This window comes from Faecalibacterium sp. BIOML-A1 (assembly GCF_009679715.1).
Lineage (GTDB): Bacteria > Bacillota > Clostridia > Oscillospirales > Ruminococcaceae > Faecalibacterium > Faecalibacterium taiwanense.
This window is the reverse complement of the sequence record NZ_WKZJ01000007.1, coordinates 27,323-45,347: the sequence shown is the minus strand read 5'-3', so window position 1 is coordinate 45,347 and position 18,025 is coordinate 27,323. Positions and strand designations below refer to the sequence as shown.

The window sequence follows — 18,025 nt, the reverse complement described above, 5'->3', positions numbered from 1 at the left end:
TCTTATTATACACTTATCAGATGATTTTTTCTGTAAACCGCCAGTTTACACGTGCCCAAAAATGTAAACCAACAGTTTACATTTTGCCCTCAGAATACACACCTGCTGGGGGTGTGCCCACCGAATTCTGAGCTATACATTCGGTTTTTTTCTCTATTGTTATAGTGCTGCAAATCTAAAATAATAGTACTGGCTTATGTGGGGCATTTGAAAGGAATGTTTTGTATGTCCATTAATTGTATTGCTTTGGGGAAACGAATTAGTTTCTATCGTTTGAAGTTCAATATGACTCAGGAAAAGCTCGCTGATTTAACCGACTGTAGTCGTGAATATATTGCTTATCTTGAAAGCGGTGCTAAGACTCCCAGTTTGCCAATCCTGATTAATCTTGCCAACGTTCTACACATTTCTGTCGATGAGTTACTGGTTGACAGTCTTGATTATTCGATTTCCTCTTCTGATTCCGATTTGCATCGCCTCTTGTTGGACTGTAGCGAAGTCGAACAGACTGTCATTATCCGCATGGCAAAAGAATTAAAGGCCACTCTTGTCAGTCTTGGAATTTAACATTTTTTCGCAGTAAAAGCACAAAATAAAACGGCCCGCATAAGCTGCAGACGCACCCTCGAATCCTCCTGGGTGCTGTCTGTGGTTTATGCGAGCCTCCGCTTTTTTGATTACCGGAACTCTGTATTTACCTTAAATCAGGAAATCGCTGCGCTCACTTTTCCGTATAGCTGTTCAATGTATCCGCAAATGTAAAACGAATTTTCACACGCTCATTGTTGAAAACCTCGATGCGGTCAATAAAGGTTTCTACCACATTCTGTGACAGATGCATCACATCGCCTGCTTCTTCCACAGTACTTATGACAGTCTGCAAATTATCAGCATCTTTCCTTACTGGCAGGAAAATTTGGTCTTTCTCGGTACGCAGCCTTTGAATCTGCTCCATCCGTTCATCTTCCTGTGCTCTATAGGCATCTCTCTGCCTGATGAATTCTTCCTTGCTCATGTTTCCATCGGCATACTGCTCATATAGCGCAACACGCTGTTTTACGATTTCTGCCTTTTCTGCACTCAGTTTTTCTTCCTGCCGTTCCAGTGCGGAGAAGCAGATCAACGCTTTGCGTTCCCGTTCGTGCAGGATTTCCAGTATATGCTCTGCCTGTTTTATCTGTGCTGTCAGCGCATTTCGGACAATTTCTTCCAGCAATTTCTCAGAGATTGGGATTCGCTTGCAGGGACTGCCCATCGCTGTAGCCGAAAATCTGCAATTAAACGAGGGGCCAAGTTTCTTGAGAACACGGTATTTCATCAATTTCTGGCAGTAACCACAGTAGACCTTGCCTTTCAGCGGATACTGGTGTTTTGTGTAGTTCCCGGCTTGGTGGTTCCCGTGCTGCAGCATAATAACCTTTTGTGCCTGTTCAAATTCTTCCGGGGTCACAATGGCAGCATGGCTGTCCTCAATTCGTACCTGCTGTTCCAGCGGAGCGCGCAGGACCCGATGCTTACAGGGGACAAGCATAATAAATTTTGCACCCACATAGGTTCCCTTGTACTTTTCGTTCTTCAAGACATGGTAAACCGTTCCGCTTGTCCAATGACTGCGCTGCAAATCCCATGCTTTCTGCTTGCTGTACACATGATTTTTCGCCACATGATACGCTGCCGGGGTCGGAATCTGCTTTTCATTCAGGATTTTTGCGATGGCTCCTGTTTTGTTGCCCTGCAATGCCAGTTCAAAGATCAACCGCACATACTTGCTGGCTACCGGGTCAAGGATCAGCTTATGGCAGTCATTTGGGTCCGGCAGGAATCCAAACGGGCGGTATCCTCCGAGATACATTCCTTTTTTCTGCATCACATGGTCTGCTGCTGCGATTTTGGCAGAAAGGTCCCGGCTGTAGGATGCGTTGATGATGTTCTTGATGGCCACTTCCAGCCCTCGCACATCGTTCCCGGCCTGCATCCCACTGTCATACCCATCGTTGACAGAGATGAATCGAACACCCAGCAGCGGGAAGATGCGCTCCATATAATCGCCCGCTTCGATATAGTCACGGGCAAACCGGGAGAAGTCCTTTACGATAATCGTTTTCAGCTTTCCGTCCTGCGCATCTTGAATCAGCCGCTGAAACGCAGGACGGCTCGTAGAGGTGCCGGAATAGCCATCATCCACGTACTCCTGACGCAGCTCTGCAGCCAGTTCCGGGCGGGCCATGATGTACCCCTCTACCAGTCCGCGCTGGCCCTGAATGCTGTTGCTTTCAGCCTTATCAGCCCCCACATCCTCGTCCGCAAGAGAAAGTCGATAATAGGTTCCAATCATGCGCACTTCACCGTCCTTCGAGCGTATAAATCAATTCTGCCTTTACGATTTCTGCCGCACGATTTTCAAGATTCTTCATGCGGCGTACCCATTCCAGCTGATTTTCTTCTTTCAATTTTTCCGAAATGCCCTCTTGCTGGCTCATCTGCTCAATCAAAACCTCATGTCGTTCCGCTGCTTGCTCTTCCACATTTGCTAAAACAGTATCCAGTTTTCCGCTCAGCAGCAAGCTCTGATAATAGGCTGGTTTTCGCAGTTTCAGGTACGCCTTGTGCAGCATCCCCCAGCGGCCAATCGGACGGGTCCGTGGCAGTTTCAAGGCCGGCAGATAATAATCACCCACCAAAACATATTCCATTTCTGTCCGGGCATCGTAGATTTTCTCTTTCATTGTCTGTTCTCCTTTTTCATTAAAGTAAAAATTCTGTGTAAGTGATTTTCCTGCGGTCCACTTCAATTTTCTTTACATACTGCAGCAGCAGGTTGTCTACCGTCAAAAGAACCTCTGTGTTGCCTGCAATTTGCTTTTTCTGCTGCAATTCTTTTTGGATCAACGCAAGTTCTTTCTCTTTTTCAGATTTTGTCTGTTTCGGTGTTGTGATTTCATTTTCCAAACCCTGCTTCAGTTCCAGAAATTTTTCTTTTGAAAGTTTTCCGAGAACATACTGCTCATAGCCGCTGCGCTTCTGCGATTCCAGTCGAACGATGTTGCCCGACAGCTGTTCAATTTCACGGTTCAATGCTGCTATCTTTGTTTCAAGGTTGCTTTTCCCCGAATTCTTTTGTATCATCTTTTTCAAGTACTTATGTTCTTCTAACCGCTGGTGCAGTTCCTTATGGATGCCGTTCCAGAGGTCTTTCTCTGAAATGGAAACATGGCAGACTTTGCAGTAAAAATACAGCGAGCCATCACTTTGCCAATGACAAACCAGCTTTTCTCCGCACTTTTTGCAAAAGATTCTGCCTTTGAAGATGTTCGGATTGTTCTTTCTGCGCTGTCTGCACCACTTTTTCCGCTCTTCCTTGACCGCTTGCTCGGCTTCCCGCAATGCGGAAACTTCATCAAACAATTCCCAACTGATAATCGCCGGATGACTGTCCGGCACCATGCGCCAGTCTTCCCGTGAATTCTGCCCGATTTTCCGATACGTTTCATCGTAGGCAATGCGGTTATACACCATGGTTCCCGTATAAACTGGATTTTCCAGCACCTTTGTCACGAAAGCTGGCTGCCATGCAGGGTCCTTTACCCGTGAGGTATTTCTCATATAACCCAACTGACATCGGCGCGCAAAAGGTGTCGGGATTCCCTGCGTGGACAGCTTCTTTGCAATCTCACGCTCTTTCATGCCGGATTTCTTCCAGAGGAAAATCTGCATCACCACATCGCTGACTTCCTCATCCAGAATCAAATGATTCTGTTGATTTCTCTTGTAACCGAACGGAACCGGGGTATAGATTTCTCCCCTCGCTTCCTTGGAGCGAAAGCACGACTGGATTTTCTGGGACAGATCTTTCGAGTACATTTCATTGATCATACTCTTGATCGGCACCAGCATCCCATCCCGGCTCTGGCTGTTCAGGCTGTCATAATTATCATTGATGGCAATAAATCTCACGCCGAACAGCGGAAACACCTGTTCCAGATACTGACCTGTTTCCACGAAATTACGGCCCAGTCGGGAGAAATCCTTTACCACAATGCAGTCGATTTTCCGCTCCTGCAGTGCTTTCAGCAGCCGTTCAAATTCTGGGCGGTCAAAATTTGTTCCCGTACAGCGTTTGTCTGCAAACACATCCAGCAGCATTAGGTCATCCCGGTGATTGATATACTCCTTGATGTAGGATATCTGCACTTCCAGTGATTCCGTATCCCGAAGTACATCATCAAAATCGGATAGCCGTGCGTAAATTGCCGTGTTCCAGATACGATGCTGCGAATTCTCGGCCTCCCGCTGCGCCGCACTTACTTTCTTGCTTACTCTTGCCATAGGTCAGCCTCTCCTTTCATGCAGATGCTTCATGCTGCCCCATCTGCTTTTGATGCAGTTCTTCCAGCAGATCCGCGATTTCATCGTGGAATCGGAATGTAATTTCCACCCGGTTGCTCTCATACACTTCAATTTTCTCAATCAGTTCAACGACCATCGGACGGGTGATTTCTTCCAGTTTCCGATATTTGCGGTACACGTCCAAAAACGGATAAGCGTTTGGAGCAGTCTGTAGATTTTGCTGTTCTGCTTCCAGTTCCATAATTTTGCGGTCATACTCTTCGATTCGCTTGCTGTACAGTTCGTTGTAGTTCAGGAAATCTTCCCGTGTGAGGATTTCGTCTGCATAATCTCCGTACAGCTTTTCCTTAATGCCCTGTGTATGGGCCTTTTCTGCAGTCAGCTGCCGAATCTGCCGTTCGATGCGCCGCACACGGTATGGCTCCTGCTGAGCCTGCCGGATGCTTTCTACAAACTCAGCTTCCTCCATCACGATCTGGATCTGCATCTGAAGCGCATTCCGCACGATGTTATAGAGCTTTTCATCCCGCAGGTTATGGCTCGTGCAGCTGCCCTTGTTCTGCTTGCTGCCGGAGCACTGATAATAGATGTACCGCTTTCCCTTATAGCTGGCCGACCTGCGCACCAGCCGGCTGCCGCAGTCCCCACAGTAAAGAAATCCTGCAAACAGGGCCACCGTTTCGGCATCGTTCTGCCTGCGGGTTTCGGTTTCCAAGATCCGCTGCACCAGTTCAAACTGCTCTGCCGGAATGATTGCCTCATGGGTGTTGTCCACGATCGTCCAGTCCCGCATCGGCACGTTCATTTTCTTTTTGGAGCGATAGTCCAGTCTCCTTGTCTTTCCCTGCACCAGTTTTCCGATATAGACCTCGTTGTGCAGAATGCGGTCAATCGCCTTGGCAGACCACGGCGGCTCATCGCTCTTGCGGAAATGCAGGCTCAGTTTTGCACCGCTCTGCAGCTTTCGCGCAGCCGGGGACGGCACTTTTTTCGCATTCAATCGGTCTGCGATGCTCTGATTATTCATGCCACTGATCTTCCAGCGGAAAATATCTTGCACTGTTTCCGCTGCCAGTTCATCCACAATCAGCTTGGTATGATTGCTGGGGTCCTTCTGGTATCCATAGGTTGCAAAACTTCCCACAAAATCGCCGCGTTTCCGCTTGACCGCAAGCTGGCTCTTGATTTTGACGGAAATGTCCCGGCAGTACGCATCGTTGAGCAGGTTCCGCATCGGGACCATGATGGAATCGCTGGTTTTCCACGCGGATTGACTATCATAGTTGTCCGTCACTGCAATCAGCCGAACCCGCATGACCGGGAAAATGCGTTCCAGATAGCGTCCCACTTCAATGTAATTTCGACCAAAACGGGATAAGTCTTTCACTAGAATGCAGTTGATCGTTCTTTGTTCCAGTTCCTGGAACAGATTTTGGAACGCAGGCCGTTCAAAGTTCGAGCCAGAGTAGCCATCATCCACAAACTCATCCACAATGCACAGTTCCGGGTGGTCTATGGCATAGGCTTCCAGTAGTGTGCGCTGGTTTGCAATACTGTCGCTCTCTGTCTTATCGCCATCCTCACGAGACAAGCGCAAGTACAAGGCTGTACGGTATCGGGTTGTATTTTGCTGTGTTCTCTTCTGCAAATTCATATCAGGGTATAACAAAAGCCTTCCACCTCCTTAACGAATCGGCAATACTGTTCGTCAGAGAAGCGAAAGGCTCCACATTTTTCTATGTAGAACAAGCCTGCCGAGCAAACTTTACTCAGCTGGCACATTCCTATTTTCTTACCCACAAACAGCTTACCAGAATCATCGTCCTTCGTCCAGTGCTTTATCGCATTAAAGTATGAAATTTTTCTGTGCGATTTTTCAGCAGCTTGCCGAAACTTTCTCTACCGTTTCAGCCGGCAGACTGAAAACATCTGCCAATGCGCTCAGACAGTGTGCTGCTCCCTCTCGGTGCAAAATTCAGCTTCACAACGATTCCGTTGTCCAGATAGCAATACGGATTTCGGACCTTATCCAGCAGATTTTTCAGCCTTTCCTCCTGTTGCAGTCCGTGTTCTACTGCATCCTGCGGCAGTTCCTGCAGTTCAGATTGTTCAATCGTGCGGATGTCCCGGTTCTTCATCTGGTGGATCTGCTCCAACCAACTCATTGTGCTGTTTTCTTTCAATCGCGTTCCTCCATTTCAGACTAAAAGTGTTTTCAGAAAATCCAATTTCCCCTGTCCTATGTTCTTTCTCATGCTGGGGCCTGTGCAGGCAATCGGCGTACACAGTTCCAGCAGACGGTCATAGATACGGGCGTGAGCGGTATCCTGCGGATTCTTTAACTCCGTCAGGGTCAGATTCGTAGTAACGATCAGTGGTTTCCTGCTGCGGTAGCGGCTGTCGATAATGTTGTAAATCTGCTCCAGCGCATATTCTGTGCCGCGCTCCATGCCAAAATCATCAATGACAAGCAGCGGATAGCTACACAGCCTGTCCACAACTTCATTTCGCCCTGCAAAAGCATTGTTCAGTTCATTCATGATCCGGGCAAAATTCGTCATGCAGACTGCTATTTCCTGCTCCATCAGGGCATTGGCAATACAGCCTGCCATATAGCTTTTCCCTGTTCCTACGCCGCCCCAGAGCAGCAGCCCCACATTCTTCTCCCGCATTTCCGGCCAATGGTTCACATACCGCTGTGCCAGCTGCATCTGTGGGTTCTGCCCATGATCGTTTTCAAACGTCCAATTCTGCATCGCCCAGTCGGTAAAGCCCTGCAGCTTCAGCCGCCGCACGTTCTCGTGATGCAGCCTTGCTTTTTCTTCGGCTTCTTGCTTTTCTCTCACCGCCTGCCTGCACAGGCATTCGGCCGGATGGCGGTCACGACCAAACAGCTTTCTTCCGTTCGGGAAGAACGCTTCCTTAGGGGTATTGCAGCTGCCGCAGTACAGCAGCCCATCTTCTGCAACATAGTCCTGCGGTTCTGCCGAGATCGTCATAAGCCTATCCATCGCTGTTTGGATTGTTTCCGTCATAAACTTTCCTCCTCGTTGTAGGTATAGTCTGGGATGCCTGCTCCCGGTTTCTGTTGTCTTTTCTTTCGTGCCGACCAGCTGTGCAGGGTCGCCGCATGATCTGCGTACTTCCTGCCTGTAGACTGCATATAGGCTGAAAGGTCTTCAATCAGAACGTCCAACTCTGCAATTTCGATTTTCAGTTCCGAATAATTTTCCAGAAAAACATTCTGATACCGCCCATAGGCTTCTTTGGTTCTATTTATTTTGTTCCATCTCAGGTTGTTCTTATTTATTTGGTTAGCTGTGCAGTTTTGCGCAATCGTATTGCTCACTTTTGCACAATCAGGCTGCTCATTTTTGACCATCTCGATTGAGCATTTCTGCGCAGTCCGGGGAACGCCGAGAAATATCTGATTGGGTTTGGAAAAGCCATTGGACCGCCGTTCGATCAGTCGTGCAGCTTCCAGTTCCCGCAGAGCGCGGGTGACACTGGAAATACTGCTCTGCAGATCTTTCGCCAGCCCTGCTAACGGATAGAGCACGTATGCCCGGCCCTGCACATCCACCCAGCCATTCTTCTGCGAAAGGGTCATGCGGTCCAGCAGCAGAACATATGTCAATCGTGCCGTATGGGAAAGGCTCATCTGCAGCAGAAATTTCGGATAAGGAAAATACGCGGGCAATGGGGTTTGTGCTTTGATGTACTCTTTACTCAAACTTCCTCCTAGTCGTTTTCAAAAGTCCCTGCCGAATGGGAAAGCCCTGCACAGGCTTACGCATCCGGCAGGGTTCCGGGGTGCGGGGTGGAAGACCCTGCTGATTTACAAGCTCATATCGTAGCTGCGCTTCTTGCGTTTCGGTTGACGCTCTCGCTGTTCCTGTCGAGCCTGCTCCTGCCTTGCCTTTTCGCGGACTTTGGCCTCCCACTCGCGTTTCCATGCAAGGTCGGATTTCATCTCATTGGTTTTTCGGAAGATGCTGTACACATTATCCGATGCAATTTCCAGACGCCGAGATTCTTCTTTCAAGGGAGCATATGCCTTTTTCCTCTCCGCAATTTCTTTGGTCAGTTCTTCCTTCCGTTTTTTCAAGGATTTCAGCGATGGCAGCTTTCCATCGTTTTCTTCCCGGAAATATTTCACGGATTCTGCATAGGCATCCAGTTCCCTGGAATGCTCTGCACGGAATTTTTTCTTAAAAATTGCTTTCCCAAATTGCTGCTGGACCTCTTTTGTAGAAAGGTACTGCCCCGCATAATGAATCTGTTCATTGGTTTTGTACAGTTCATCCTCTGCCTGTGACAGCCGCTCATACGCTGCCTGCGCATTAGCCTGTGCTGTCTTACACAGATCGTTCAGTTCCGTCAGGTCGTTGATGTTGTTTTCCTGCACCCATACCAGCGTTTCAGCCATTTTCTGCAAATTGCTGATTTTGACCTTTAGTGCATAGGCCAGATTTTCCTGTGCCTTAACATTCTCCTGCAGGTTCACAACGAGCCGCAGCCTGGTTCTGGTCGTAAAGATCAGTATGGGGTCTTCCTTGTACCGCAGATTCTTCTCGGCGTTCTGAACAAAGAATCCTTCCAGACATTCTCTTTTGCAGCTTTCTCCCAGAGAACGCTCCGATATGAACTTGTTCCGTTCCGGCGGCAGATAGCTATAACGCCCACGTTGTGTTTTGACGAAAACGTCATATTCATCCTGCAGGATGTCTTGAAAATCTTCATACGAGATTGCTTTCTCACGGGCGGCGGCAACGGCATCCCGGATAAGTTGTTTCTGCGTTTGAAACTTTGTCGGGTTGGGTGTAAATCCTTCCCTTTCGATTTCCTGCTTTCTCTCATCCAGCCGCCGCTGTGCCCAATACTCTGCTTCGGTCACACCCGTTCTGGATGGTGACAGCAAATCGACCTGATACAGAAATTCGCGGTTGCACAAATCCATAAGGGATTTCTGCAGGTGCTTTAGATACTCGTTCGTCACATGGTGCTTGTACCCTGCCTTGCAGTCGATAGGGCGCTCCATAAAGGGCTGCTGGGGCACATCCAGTTTTCGCAAACTGTTGATTACGATATGCACATGAATGTTTCCGCTGCCATTGTGCCCGTCCATGTGCGTACAGACCAAAGCCTGATGTCCCGGAAAGTTTGCTTTTGCATATTCCATTCCAAGCTCCTGTGCCCGTTTTCCCGTCAAACAATTTTCTGTACTATCCCGTGGATCAAAGCTGATAATGTAATGGTGGCTTTTGATTTCATCCTTATTTTTGTTTTTCTGGTATTCACGGTTCAACTGCTGGCAGGCCGCATCAAAGGAATAGGGTTCACAATTCAGACCGTCCAAATAAAACTCATCCCGCATGATACGATTTCCGTTTTGATCAAGGATCGGAGCTTTCCGAAGCTCATCATGCTTGAAAATCAGGTATTCCAGTGCAGCACCATAGTTGGAACTCTTACTTGCGATATGCTTTAAGATTGCCATAGTTCTTTCCTGCCATTTCTGCGACCTGCTCCCGCATTTCAAAAATACAGGAAATCGCATGGTTGATATTTTCGAGCATTGCACGCGACTGGATACCGCCACTGTTGAAGAACGCCGCGATCTGGTTCAGGTTGTTCCCGATGGCGGCAAACTCCCGTGTGATGGCTTCGATCTCGTCCGGGTGGACATAGAACACATACGAGGTATTCACGCGGCCTTTCATCAGCATCTGCGCTGCAAATTCAGAGAGGGTCATTCCGGCATCTTCTGCCTGCCGGTGTAAAAGTTCATGTACTACTTCTGTAACTCGTGCGGAGATTACTTTTGTCTTTACGATAGATTTCACTTTTTTCTTCGTTTGTGGCATGAGGTCTCCTTTCCAAAATCAAGAGTTTGATTTTCCCGGCAGTGCGTCTGCACTCCGGCTGTGACCTGCTGCGGCAGGCCACCAAAAGGCAAAATCATGTAATTTTGCACGATGTGAGGGTATGGGGAGCGCAATCCCCATCAAGATGCCGCCGTGAAGAAACCGCCCGTAGTGGCGTTTTCGTATACAAAGGCGAATCTTGCTCTTAACTACCGTCCACTCTGTCCCGGCCCGTTCCTGCCCGATTTTCTCCGGCGTATTTTCCGGTAAGACGTGCAGAATGCACATTCAGTACCAGAGGTATCCTGCTGGGGTGGCTCATGCGATTTTCAAGGTGCGATGTGACTTTGTAAGGAATCGGGGAATTTCATCAGTGATACCGTAGCGAATTGGCTTACTTTTGAAAACACTTCCTATACCCTATACAAACTTTAAGGGGTGTTTTTAAACCGGGTCTTTTGAAAGTTCAAAGAAAATTCATTTTTCCAACGTTCCCCTCTACCTATAACATTCTAAAAGGGGTGTTTTGCAACCAGTTTTTCAAATTTTGTTGAACTGCCTAATTTTAGAATATAGATTTTGTTTATTTCCCACTTATAGAACTATAGGAAAGCCGTTTTACGAAAGATTTTAAAAGCCCCTACACTAATAGGAATCCTCAGAGCCGTTTTTGAATACAGTTTTGAAAATTTCACAAATTTGGACAAAAAGAAAAACGGCAAAGTTCAAAATCGAACCTTACCGTCATTCATAAAGACACTGTATAAAACGAAATGCCCACGATAAGCAGGTGGTGTGCCTGTTCATCGTGGACATATTGCTATTTTAACGTTGTGTAACTGTTAACGATGTTCCTACACGGGCAACCTTGACACATCCGTGTCAGGACGATTTATTAAACGCTTTCTTCATCTTTTCTTTCGCTTCATCCGACACATCGATCAGTCCGAACCGATAGAACATCCCGTAGATGTAAGTCACACCCCGGATGTCGCCCAGAGCTTTCGGTCGTTCAACTACTTCTCCTACCTTTTTAATATTGCCCAGAGCCAGCAACACAGAACTCCACGCCAGGCTTTTACTGTTTTCTCTACGATCGATCCACAGTTCCTTTGTGTATTGTCCATTCCGACCTTTTCGTATTTCGTAGGTAAAGGGTAAACCCGAGTACGTTTTGAAACGCACACCAGCATAAAGAAGAACCACTTCCCACAGATGCTCTTCTGTCGGCTCGGTTCTCAGTTTTCTTACCGCTCTGTATCTCCGCTGCCGCTCTGCTCCTACGCTGATTTTCTCTTTATCTGTTGTGCTTGGGAAGTACACACCTTTTTCATAGGGCAGGTACGATGTGACGGAGGCTTTGGAGAGTTGAAGAGTATTTGCGGTTGAGAGGATGGCTTCTTTATAGTTCTCTGTTTCTCGATACTCCTCAAAGGTATCCTGTACCTTCTCCGCCACTTCCGATTCATACACACCAGCCGTGATGAGCAGCTTTCTTACTTTGATTGGATTCAGAGTCAGCTCATCTGCGATGGATCGGAGGGAGCAGTCCTCCTCATAAAGCGCCACAGCCGCATCCATCTGCTCTTTCAGATTCTTGCCGGCATCGTATTCAGGCTTTAACTTTTTCCGTCCGCCGCCTGGTTTCCGGGGCTTATACTTTCTTTTCTCTCCCATAGCTCATAGCACCAGTTCATACAATTTGAACGTCATCTCACCTACCACATCATAATAAAGTGTCTTGGTCTGGATATATTGAAAGCCCAGTTTCTGATACAGCTTTTCGGCTGTTGTGTTGTTCTCGATCACATCAAGTCGCAATGCCTTCTTACCAACTTTTCTTTCCTGTTCAATTACATTCTCTACTAATCTCCGCGCCAGTCCTTTTCCGCGATGATTCGGATGAACTGCCAAAACATGAAGAACAATTACCTCATCCGAATCAATCTGCCACGGCGCATCTGAATAGCCATCGACCTTTTCAGCGTTTGCTATGACACACGCTGCAATATCACCACCATCTGCCAACACATACAGTTCTTCCCTATCAATACTGTTCTGTATCATCTCATCAGATGGGTGGATTCCTTTCTTCCAATGTGGAAATGACGGATCATTTTGCTCCTGATCAATCAAGTTCCAGTACAGGGATCTTATTTTGTAAAAATCTTCTTTTTCTGCCTTACGGAATATCATTTTGTCCCCCTTTACTCGTGCAGTTCCAGCGGCAGTCCGTCCGGGTCATGGAAGAAAGTCATCTTCTTGTCAGTATAATCGTCTACCCGAATCGGCTCACATTCAATCCCTACCCCCGCAAGTTCATTCACTGTCTGTTCCACGCTATCAACGCAGAACGAAAGGTGACGCAACCCGCAGGCTTCCGGGCGGTTCACACGCTTCGGCGGGTTTTCCTCGGCGAAAATTTCCAACTCCGTGTGTTCATTAACACGCAGATCCAGCTTCCAGTCTTTACGCTCTGAGCGATAGTTTTCTCTGATGACCGAGAAGCCCAGCTTGTTCACATAGAAATCCTTTGCGGCTTCGTAGTCAGATACGATGATTGCAATGTGGTGTATTTTTGATAAATTCATTTTGCTTACGCTCCATTTCTTCTATTTTCGTTACAAACTATATATCAACCTTCAAAAAATACCGAGTGAACTCCTGGAGTTCAGTTTGTCCACACGGCATTTATTTTTGTTAATGGTTTTCTTGTTTATTTCAGCTTTTCCAGAATCTCGTCCGCGCTCATGCCACTTGCCAGCAACTTCTTCAGCACAGCCTCTGCCTCGGTCTTCTTAGCCTCCTCAGCGGCCTTCGCGTCTGCCTTCGCCTTTTTTGCCTCTAGGGATGCCACTTCTTTTTCGGTCTTCTTCAGAGCAGTCTTCTTCTCTTTCAGGTCAGCCTTCAAAGTGTCAATGTTTGCGGTGATGGATGCGATCTCAGCAGTCAGGGAAGTGATAGATTCCTGCTTCTCCGCGATCTGGGATGCGTAGTCTTTGGTGATATTGGTTTTGGGACGGTTTTTGCTGCCTTTCGTTCTGGGCATAGATGATAACCTCTTTCCTTTTATAGTTGTTTAAGTATAGCACTGTGTTGGGGTGAGGGGAATATTAGTTATTCAATAAAATAGAAACGAATACAATATCCATTACCGATTCAAAACTAGCCTGCCCATTAGTCGTAAGCACTCTTCCACCTTTTGAAAGTGACTTACCTTCTTTGTTCTTATATTCAATTTTCACAAAAGAAAATTCATCTTTCAGACATTTATAGTATGGATCATTGTGCTCATTTAATTGTTCACCGCATCGATCCACGATATTAACAGATACATTTTTTTCTTTTGCTACTTTACACGCATACCATACTATCAACTCTGCATAAGATGATTCTGGATTTGATCGAATCTGTTGAATATCTAATCCATACTCTATCATATGTGGCAAATAATATGTCATCATCTCTCGATTCCAATACGAACCGATATTCCAGCATATTACTATATCGAAGTCATATTGCTCAAGAATATTATTTCTAAATGTTTCCTCCGCAATATCCCCTTGTAAAAAGACAACCTTGGAATCAAAATATCCGCTTTTAGATACAAGCTGTTCAGCCTTTCGAATGCATTCTTCATTTTTTTCAATGGCTATAACGTCAAAGCCTTTTTCAAGCAATGCTAATGTACTATATCCTGTTCCACAGCCTATTTCCAAAACTTTTTTGTGTCCCGTAATATTATCTGCCATCCAATTGTAATATTCATTTTTATAAAAATACTGCGAACTCACATTCCATTCATCCGCATATACTATTTTATCATTCTGCGTACTGTTCATTTCCAGCTTGTCTCCTAAGAATAGTTCATCACATCTTCGCCGACCATAAGATCGTTGCCTGCTGCTCACCACGAAGAGGTGTGTGATTATCCGAGCAGCGTAGGGAGCTACCGCTCCCAGTATATCACAATTTTATCCAGTTTTACAGACGCTTTCTTGCCTTCATCACCGCGCAATACATCAATCCGCCGAGCAATCCGCCGACTGTGTTATAGAAAATGTCCGATAGTTGGAACGTACCCAAGCGAAGTAATAACTGCAGCATCTCAATGCTCACCGAAAAGATAAATGCTATCTTTCCGCTATAGCACAGTATCTTCTTCCAGCCGTTTCCTATCTTATCTTCGAATGTCCACATCACCACTGCTGAGAACGGCACCATCATGATCACGTTCTCGATGCACTCAGTTGTCAACTTTTGTTCGCCATTCACTGTCTCCCAGATGCCCCAGCCACCCATAACATCGGACAATGGATTCATCCACAAGTTCCGGTTTAGCAGTGTTCTAAACAGAATCATCGATGTCACAAAGGCCAGGAAGAACAGTTTCCGAAAGAATACACTCTCCTTGAACTTCTGATACCATGTCACTATGGCATTCTTCCAGCCTTTGCCAGCATGCATTGGCTCATACGCATACAAGTAGAAAAACATGGCTAGGAAGGAAAGTAGAAGCGAAAACCCAAACGGCTCATACAGAGCAGTCAGGATGTTTGTGATAATCTTCCCGAGTAAATCAATCGTTTCTTTCATCGCTGTTTACAGATCACTAAACAGATCGGCCTTATACACGCCGTTCCCCAACATCTTCTTGAAACTGTCCTTTACTGCTGCAACGTCCTCATGGTAGGTCATTCCGTACCAGGTGTCGTTGGTCTTCAGAACCTTCACAGACATCTTTCCCTGCTCCAGCAGTTCGCCGATGAAGATAGGGATCAGATACTCTGCTTTCAGCGGATTGCCCGGAACTTCTTTCTCAAAGAACTCTTTGAAACCTTCCTCCAGCACGTCCAAGAAATCAGGAGTCAAGCCCCACATATTCATGGAGACCAGAGAATTCACATCCACAGCCACTCCGTCTGCATCTGCTCCAGTCACAGTCTTTACAATGTTCTTTGTCTCCACAACCTCAGTCAGATTATTCTGCTCATCCATCTTGCAGATGCCACGAGTCACACCACCATTATCAGACAGGGTGTTCTTCAGCACAAAGCCCGCCATGCAGGACTTACCGCCATTTACCAGATACTCATGGACTGACTTAAAGCCTTCCTTGCCATAATAATCATCTGCATTAATGACGATGAACGGTGTATCAATCACATTTTTAGCAGCAAGCACAGCCTGTCCAGTTCCCCACGGTTTTGTCCGACCTTCCGGTAAAGTTCCCGGAATATCGTTGATATCCTGGAAAGCATAGTCAACAGTTACATTATGAGAAGAGCAAATGGAGGCAATGCGGTCACCAATGACCTCTTTAAACTCTTTCTCGATATCCTTGCGGATGATAAATACTACATGATTGAATCCGGCTTCGATTGCATCATGGATCGAGTAATCCATGATAATGTGATTAGAAGCATCCACGGGCTCCAACTGCTTAATACCCGTTCCGAAGCGACTGCCGATTCCGGCTGCCATGATAAGTAATGTTGTTTTCATGATTCCTCCTCACTGTGCTCTTGCCGCTTTGATTGGACATACCTTGATACACTGATAACAATGAACACATTTATTCTCATCAATCTTTGGATATTCAAAGCCTTCTTCGTCCTCGACCATAGAAATAGCCTCTTTCGGACAGATGGCATAACAAGCCGTACATCCACAGCATTCTTCTTTTCTTTTATATAATATTGGAATCTCTCTTTCCACCTTTTACCACCAACTTTTTGATTTTTCTCTTAATCTTTCTCAAAAGCAACTTAGCATCATTTTTTAGTCCGATGCCACCGTATTTCTTGGCAACATACTCAAACGATTTATTTTTAAAGTCACTCCAGAACTGCTCTCTATTATCTGGTTTTGGAAATGGAGCTTTAAGAGGCGGCTGCATACTGTCCTCTAGCTTTGTCTGCTTCCAAATCAGTCTCTTTTTTACTTTTTCGAAGATTTTTTCTCCAGCCTCATTATTTACTAGCACTAATGAAACGCCCTTGTTATCATCAAACTCTGGTGCGGCTTTCTCGATCCCCCAGTAATCTGCAATTGTAATATCTCCTGGATGCATTACAGACTTATAGGGACATTCATAGCAACTCGGCCGCAGAATGGTATGCCCGTAGAAAAGTTCCTTGAATACCCGACTACTCGTAGACTTTCCATTTTCAAAACAAAGTGTTTCTACATGATCATGCCATCCAAAGTCTTTCTTATTTCGGAAGTCCACACTTGCAACTTTAGAGTGCATTTTCTGCTCTTGCCAACGCAGGTATGCCTCCCATATTTTTTTGCTTGGTACTCCGTGACAGACAATATCCACGCAGAACAAATTATCATACTCTTTTCCAATGTATTTTTTCAATCCTGCTACCTGACAGGAAGTTCCAGAAAAAAGTACACTTTTCTTAGCATCGAGATCTGTTTTGACACTTTTAAATGTATCACCTAGTTTACTCTGGATATATTTTGAGCCTCGCATTCGATTACGATCTTCCGCATTATCAGTGCGAATATGTACGGCATCAAATTCTTCCGTCAAAACACAACCATAGACCACACCACCGTTGGATAAAACCTGATCCGAAAGAGCTGTAAAAATACCACCTGATCTGGAAGCTGCTCTTGTCATTTCATCCTTATGTTTTACTGCATATACTTTAGGCTGCTTCCAGTTCATTATGCTGCCCTCCTTTCGGAGTAATCAGCATAATAGGTACTACCTTCTGTGTACCCCCCCCCCATTATTTTGAGGAGTTTATTCTTAATTTTTGTTTTCACTGGAACTGACCCATATTTCTTCATCACGAAATCAATTCCTTTCTTCTTATAATCATTCCAGAATTCTTCTCTTTGTTCAGACTTTTGGGTCGGAGCTTCAAGATTTGCCTGCCAGCATTGTGTTGTATTACTTGATCTATAATCCAACTCACTTTGAATCTTTTCAAATAATTCTTCTCCTCGGTTCGTATGAATCAAGAATAACGAATTACCATTAGAATCATAGAAATCCGGAATGGTCTCCTCGATATGCCAGAAGTCACCTATAGTCATATCTGTTTTTCTTTCTGTAGTCGCATAAGGGCATTCATAGCAAGAGGGCCGTAACGCACACCGGTTATAAAACACTTTAACATAATCCTTGATTGACTTTTCCTCCCCATTGACCTTCACATAAGCTGTTGGAGATTTCCAGCCATTGCGTTTATCTTTGAATGTGAGGAATGTTATCTTTCCATCTTTCTTCTGAACGGATTCAGCATATTCTCTCCACAACTTCGGGCTTGGGGAGCCATGACAAATAATGTCTACTATATACACTCTGTCTCGGATTTCTTTTATTTCGCTGAATTTCCGAAAGCCATCTGATTGACAGCCCATGCCGACAAAGAGCATTTTCTTCCCCGAATTATCCATCAACCAGCGATAGGCTTCCCGGAAAATGCCGCCTGGTTTACTCTGCATATATTTCGACCCTTTTGCTCTTTCACGCTGATCTTTATCTAGAATCATCTGGAATTCTGTCGTGTGGTTCTCATAGTTATAGATAGCCGCAACCACAGCATTGCCATTTTTCAAAAAGAAATCAGAAAGTGCGGTAAACGCACCACCAGAGGAACTATTATTTAGGTTTTCCCTATCTTTTAATCGTCCGGCATAAACCCTTGTACTTATTAGCTCAACATTCGTTTTCATGATATCCCCCCTTACTAGCAACGCACAAAACACATGCAGATTTCAATAATGTTCAACTTTTTAAAATTCAATTCAGTTTAGAATGACATATATTACAATTATTCTCTACCGCA

General features: G+C 45.7%; 20 protein-coding genes. 1 reads left to right on the top strand and 19 read right to left on the bottom strand.

Going from position 1 to position 18,025, the window contains the following annotated elements; translation table 11 throughout:
- Window positions 1-225: 225 nt before the first annotated feature.
- Window positions 226-567 (top strand): helix-turn-helix transcriptional regulator, encoded by a 342-nt coding sequence (locus GKG36_RS09065; RefSeq protein ID WP_158565118.1) that lies wholly within the window; start codon window positions 226-228, stop codon window positions 565-567.
- 154 nt (window positions 568-721) lie between these two features.
- Here GKG36_RS09065 and GKG36_RS09060 read toward each other — a convergent pair whose 3' ends face one another.
- From GKG36_RS09060 to GKG36_RS08970, 19 genes are all read right to left on the bottom strand, one after another.
- Window positions 722-2,335, bottom strand: coding sequence for a recombinase family protein (locus GKG36_RS09060; RefSeq protein ID WP_154260333.1), 1,614 nt, complete (start codon window positions 2,333-2,335; stop codon window positions 722-724).
- A 7-nt stretch (window positions 2,336-2,342) separates the two neighbouring features.
- Window positions 2,343-2,726 (bottom strand): TnpV protein, encoded by a 384-nt coding sequence (locus GKG36_RS09055; protein ID WP_154260331.1) that lies wholly within the window; start codon window positions 2,724-2,726, stop codon window positions 2,343-2,345.
- 19 nt (window positions 2,727-2,745) lie between these two features.
- A complete protein-coding gene (locus GKG36_RS09050; RefSeq protein ID WP_154260329.1) occupies window positions 2,746-4,326 on the bottom strand; it encodes a recombinase family protein in 1,581 nt (526 codons plus the stop codon).
- A 16-nt stretch (window positions 4,327-4,342) separates the two neighbouring features.
- Window positions 4,343-5,944, bottom strand: coding sequence for a recombinase family protein (locus GKG36_RS09045; protein WP_173012937.1), 1,602 nt, complete (start codon window positions 5,942-5,944; stop codon window positions 4,343-4,345).
- 310 nt (window positions 5,945-6,254) lie between these two features.
- On the bottom strand, window positions 6,255-6,512 hold the full coding sequence (locus GKG36_RS09040; RefSeq protein ID WP_154260326.1) for a DUF6870 family protein: 258 nt from the start codon (window positions 6,510-6,512) through the stop codon (window positions 6,255-6,257).
- Between the two features lie 33 nt (window positions 6,513-6,545).
- Window positions 6,546-7,382, bottom strand: a complete 837-nt coding sequence (locus GKG36_RS09035; protein WP_154260324.1) for an ATP-binding protein — start codon at window positions 7,380-7,382, stop codon at window positions 6,546-6,548.
- Window positions 7,379-8,080, bottom strand: coding sequence for a replication initiator protein A (locus tag GKG36_RS09030; protein ID WP_154260323.1), 702 nt, complete (start codon window positions 8,078-8,080; stop codon window positions 7,379-7,381). Before GKG36_RS09030 ends, GKG36_RS09035 begins: the two co-directional genes overlap by 4 nt.
- A gap of 105 nt (window positions 8,081-8,185) precedes the next feature.
- On the bottom strand, window positions 8,186-9,847 hold the full coding sequence (locus GKG36_RS09025; RefSeq protein WP_173012936.1) for a relaxase/mobilization nuclease domain-containing protein: 1,662 nt from the start codon (window positions 9,845-9,847) through the stop codon (window positions 8,186-8,188).
- Entirely contained in the window at window positions 9,819-10,214 is a 396-nt protein-coding gene (gene mobC, locus GKG36_RS09020; RefSeq protein WP_154260319.1) for a plasmid mobilization relaxosome protein MobC, read from the bottom strand. Before mobC ends, GKG36_RS09025 begins: the two co-directional genes overlap by 29 nt.
- Before the next feature lie 882 nt (window positions 10,215-11,096).
- Entirely contained in the window at window positions 11,097-11,891 is a 795-nt protein-coding gene (locus GKG36_RS14855; RefSeq protein ID WP_243139065.1) for a hypothetical protein, read from the bottom strand.
- A gap of 3 nt (window positions 11,892-11,894) precedes the next feature.
- Window positions 11,895-12,410: a GNAT family N-acetyltransferase gene (locus tag GKG36_RS09010; protein WP_154260318.1), complete on the bottom strand. Its 516-nt coding sequence runs from the start codon at window positions 12,408-12,410 to the stop codon at window positions 11,895-11,897.
- An 11-nt stretch (window positions 12,411-12,421) separates the two neighbouring features.
- Window positions 12,422-12,805, bottom strand: coding sequence for a VOC family protein (locus GKG36_RS09005; protein WP_154260316.1), 384 nt, complete (start codon window positions 12,803-12,805; stop codon window positions 12,422-12,424).
- A 125-nt stretch (window positions 12,806-12,930) separates the two neighbouring features.
- Window positions 12,931-13,263, bottom strand: coding sequence for a hypothetical protein (locus GKG36_RS09000; RefSeq protein ID WP_154260315.1), 333 nt, complete (start codon window positions 13,261-13,263; stop codon window positions 12,931-12,933).
- A gap of 64 nt (window positions 13,264-13,327) precedes the next feature.
- Window positions 13,328-14,056 carry a class I SAM-dependent methyltransferase gene (locus GKG36_RS08995; protein WP_154260313.1) on the bottom strand — a complete coding sequence of 243 codons (729 nt, stop codon included), beginning with the start codon at window positions 14,054-14,056 and terminating at the stop codon, window positions 13,328-13,330.
- A 142-nt stretch (window positions 14,057-14,198) separates the two neighbouring features.
- Window positions 14,199-14,810 (bottom strand): VanZ family protein, encoded by a 612-nt coding sequence (locus tag GKG36_RS08990; protein ID WP_154260311.1) that lies wholly within the window; start codon window positions 14,808-14,810, stop codon window positions 14,199-14,201.
- A 6-nt stretch (window positions 14,811-14,816) separates the two neighbouring features.
- The gene (locus GKG36_RS08985) at window positions 14,817-15,719 is read right to left on the bottom strand and encodes a sugar phosphate nucleotidyltransferase (protein ID WP_154260310.1); all 903 of its coding nucleotides are present in this window, start codon (window positions 15,717-15,719) and stop codon (window positions 14,817-14,819) included.
- Window positions 15,720-15,728: 9 nt separating this feature from the next.
- Entirely contained in the window at window positions 15,729-15,932 is a 204-nt protein-coding gene (locus tag GKG36_RS14975; protein WP_173012935.1) for a 4Fe-4S dicluster domain-containing protein, read from the bottom strand.
- Complete coding sequence (locus GKG36_RS08975) at window positions 15,904-16,896, bottom strand: Coenzyme F420 hydrogenase/dehydrogenase, beta subunit C-terminal domain (RefSeq protein WP_154260308.1); 993 nt, start codon at window positions 16,894-16,896, stop codon at window positions 15,904-15,906. Before GKG36_RS08975 ends, GKG36_RS14975 begins: the two co-directional genes overlap by 29 nt.
- Window positions 16,896-17,912 (bottom strand): Coenzyme F420 hydrogenase/dehydrogenase, beta subunit C-terminal domain, encoded by a 1,017-nt coding sequence (locus GKG36_RS08970; RefSeq protein WP_154260306.1) that lies wholly within the window; start codon window positions 17,910-17,912, stop codon window positions 16,896-16,898. Before GKG36_RS08970 ends, GKG36_RS08975 begins: the two co-directional genes overlap by 1 nt.
- Window positions 17,913-18,025 lie beyond the last annotated feature (113 nt).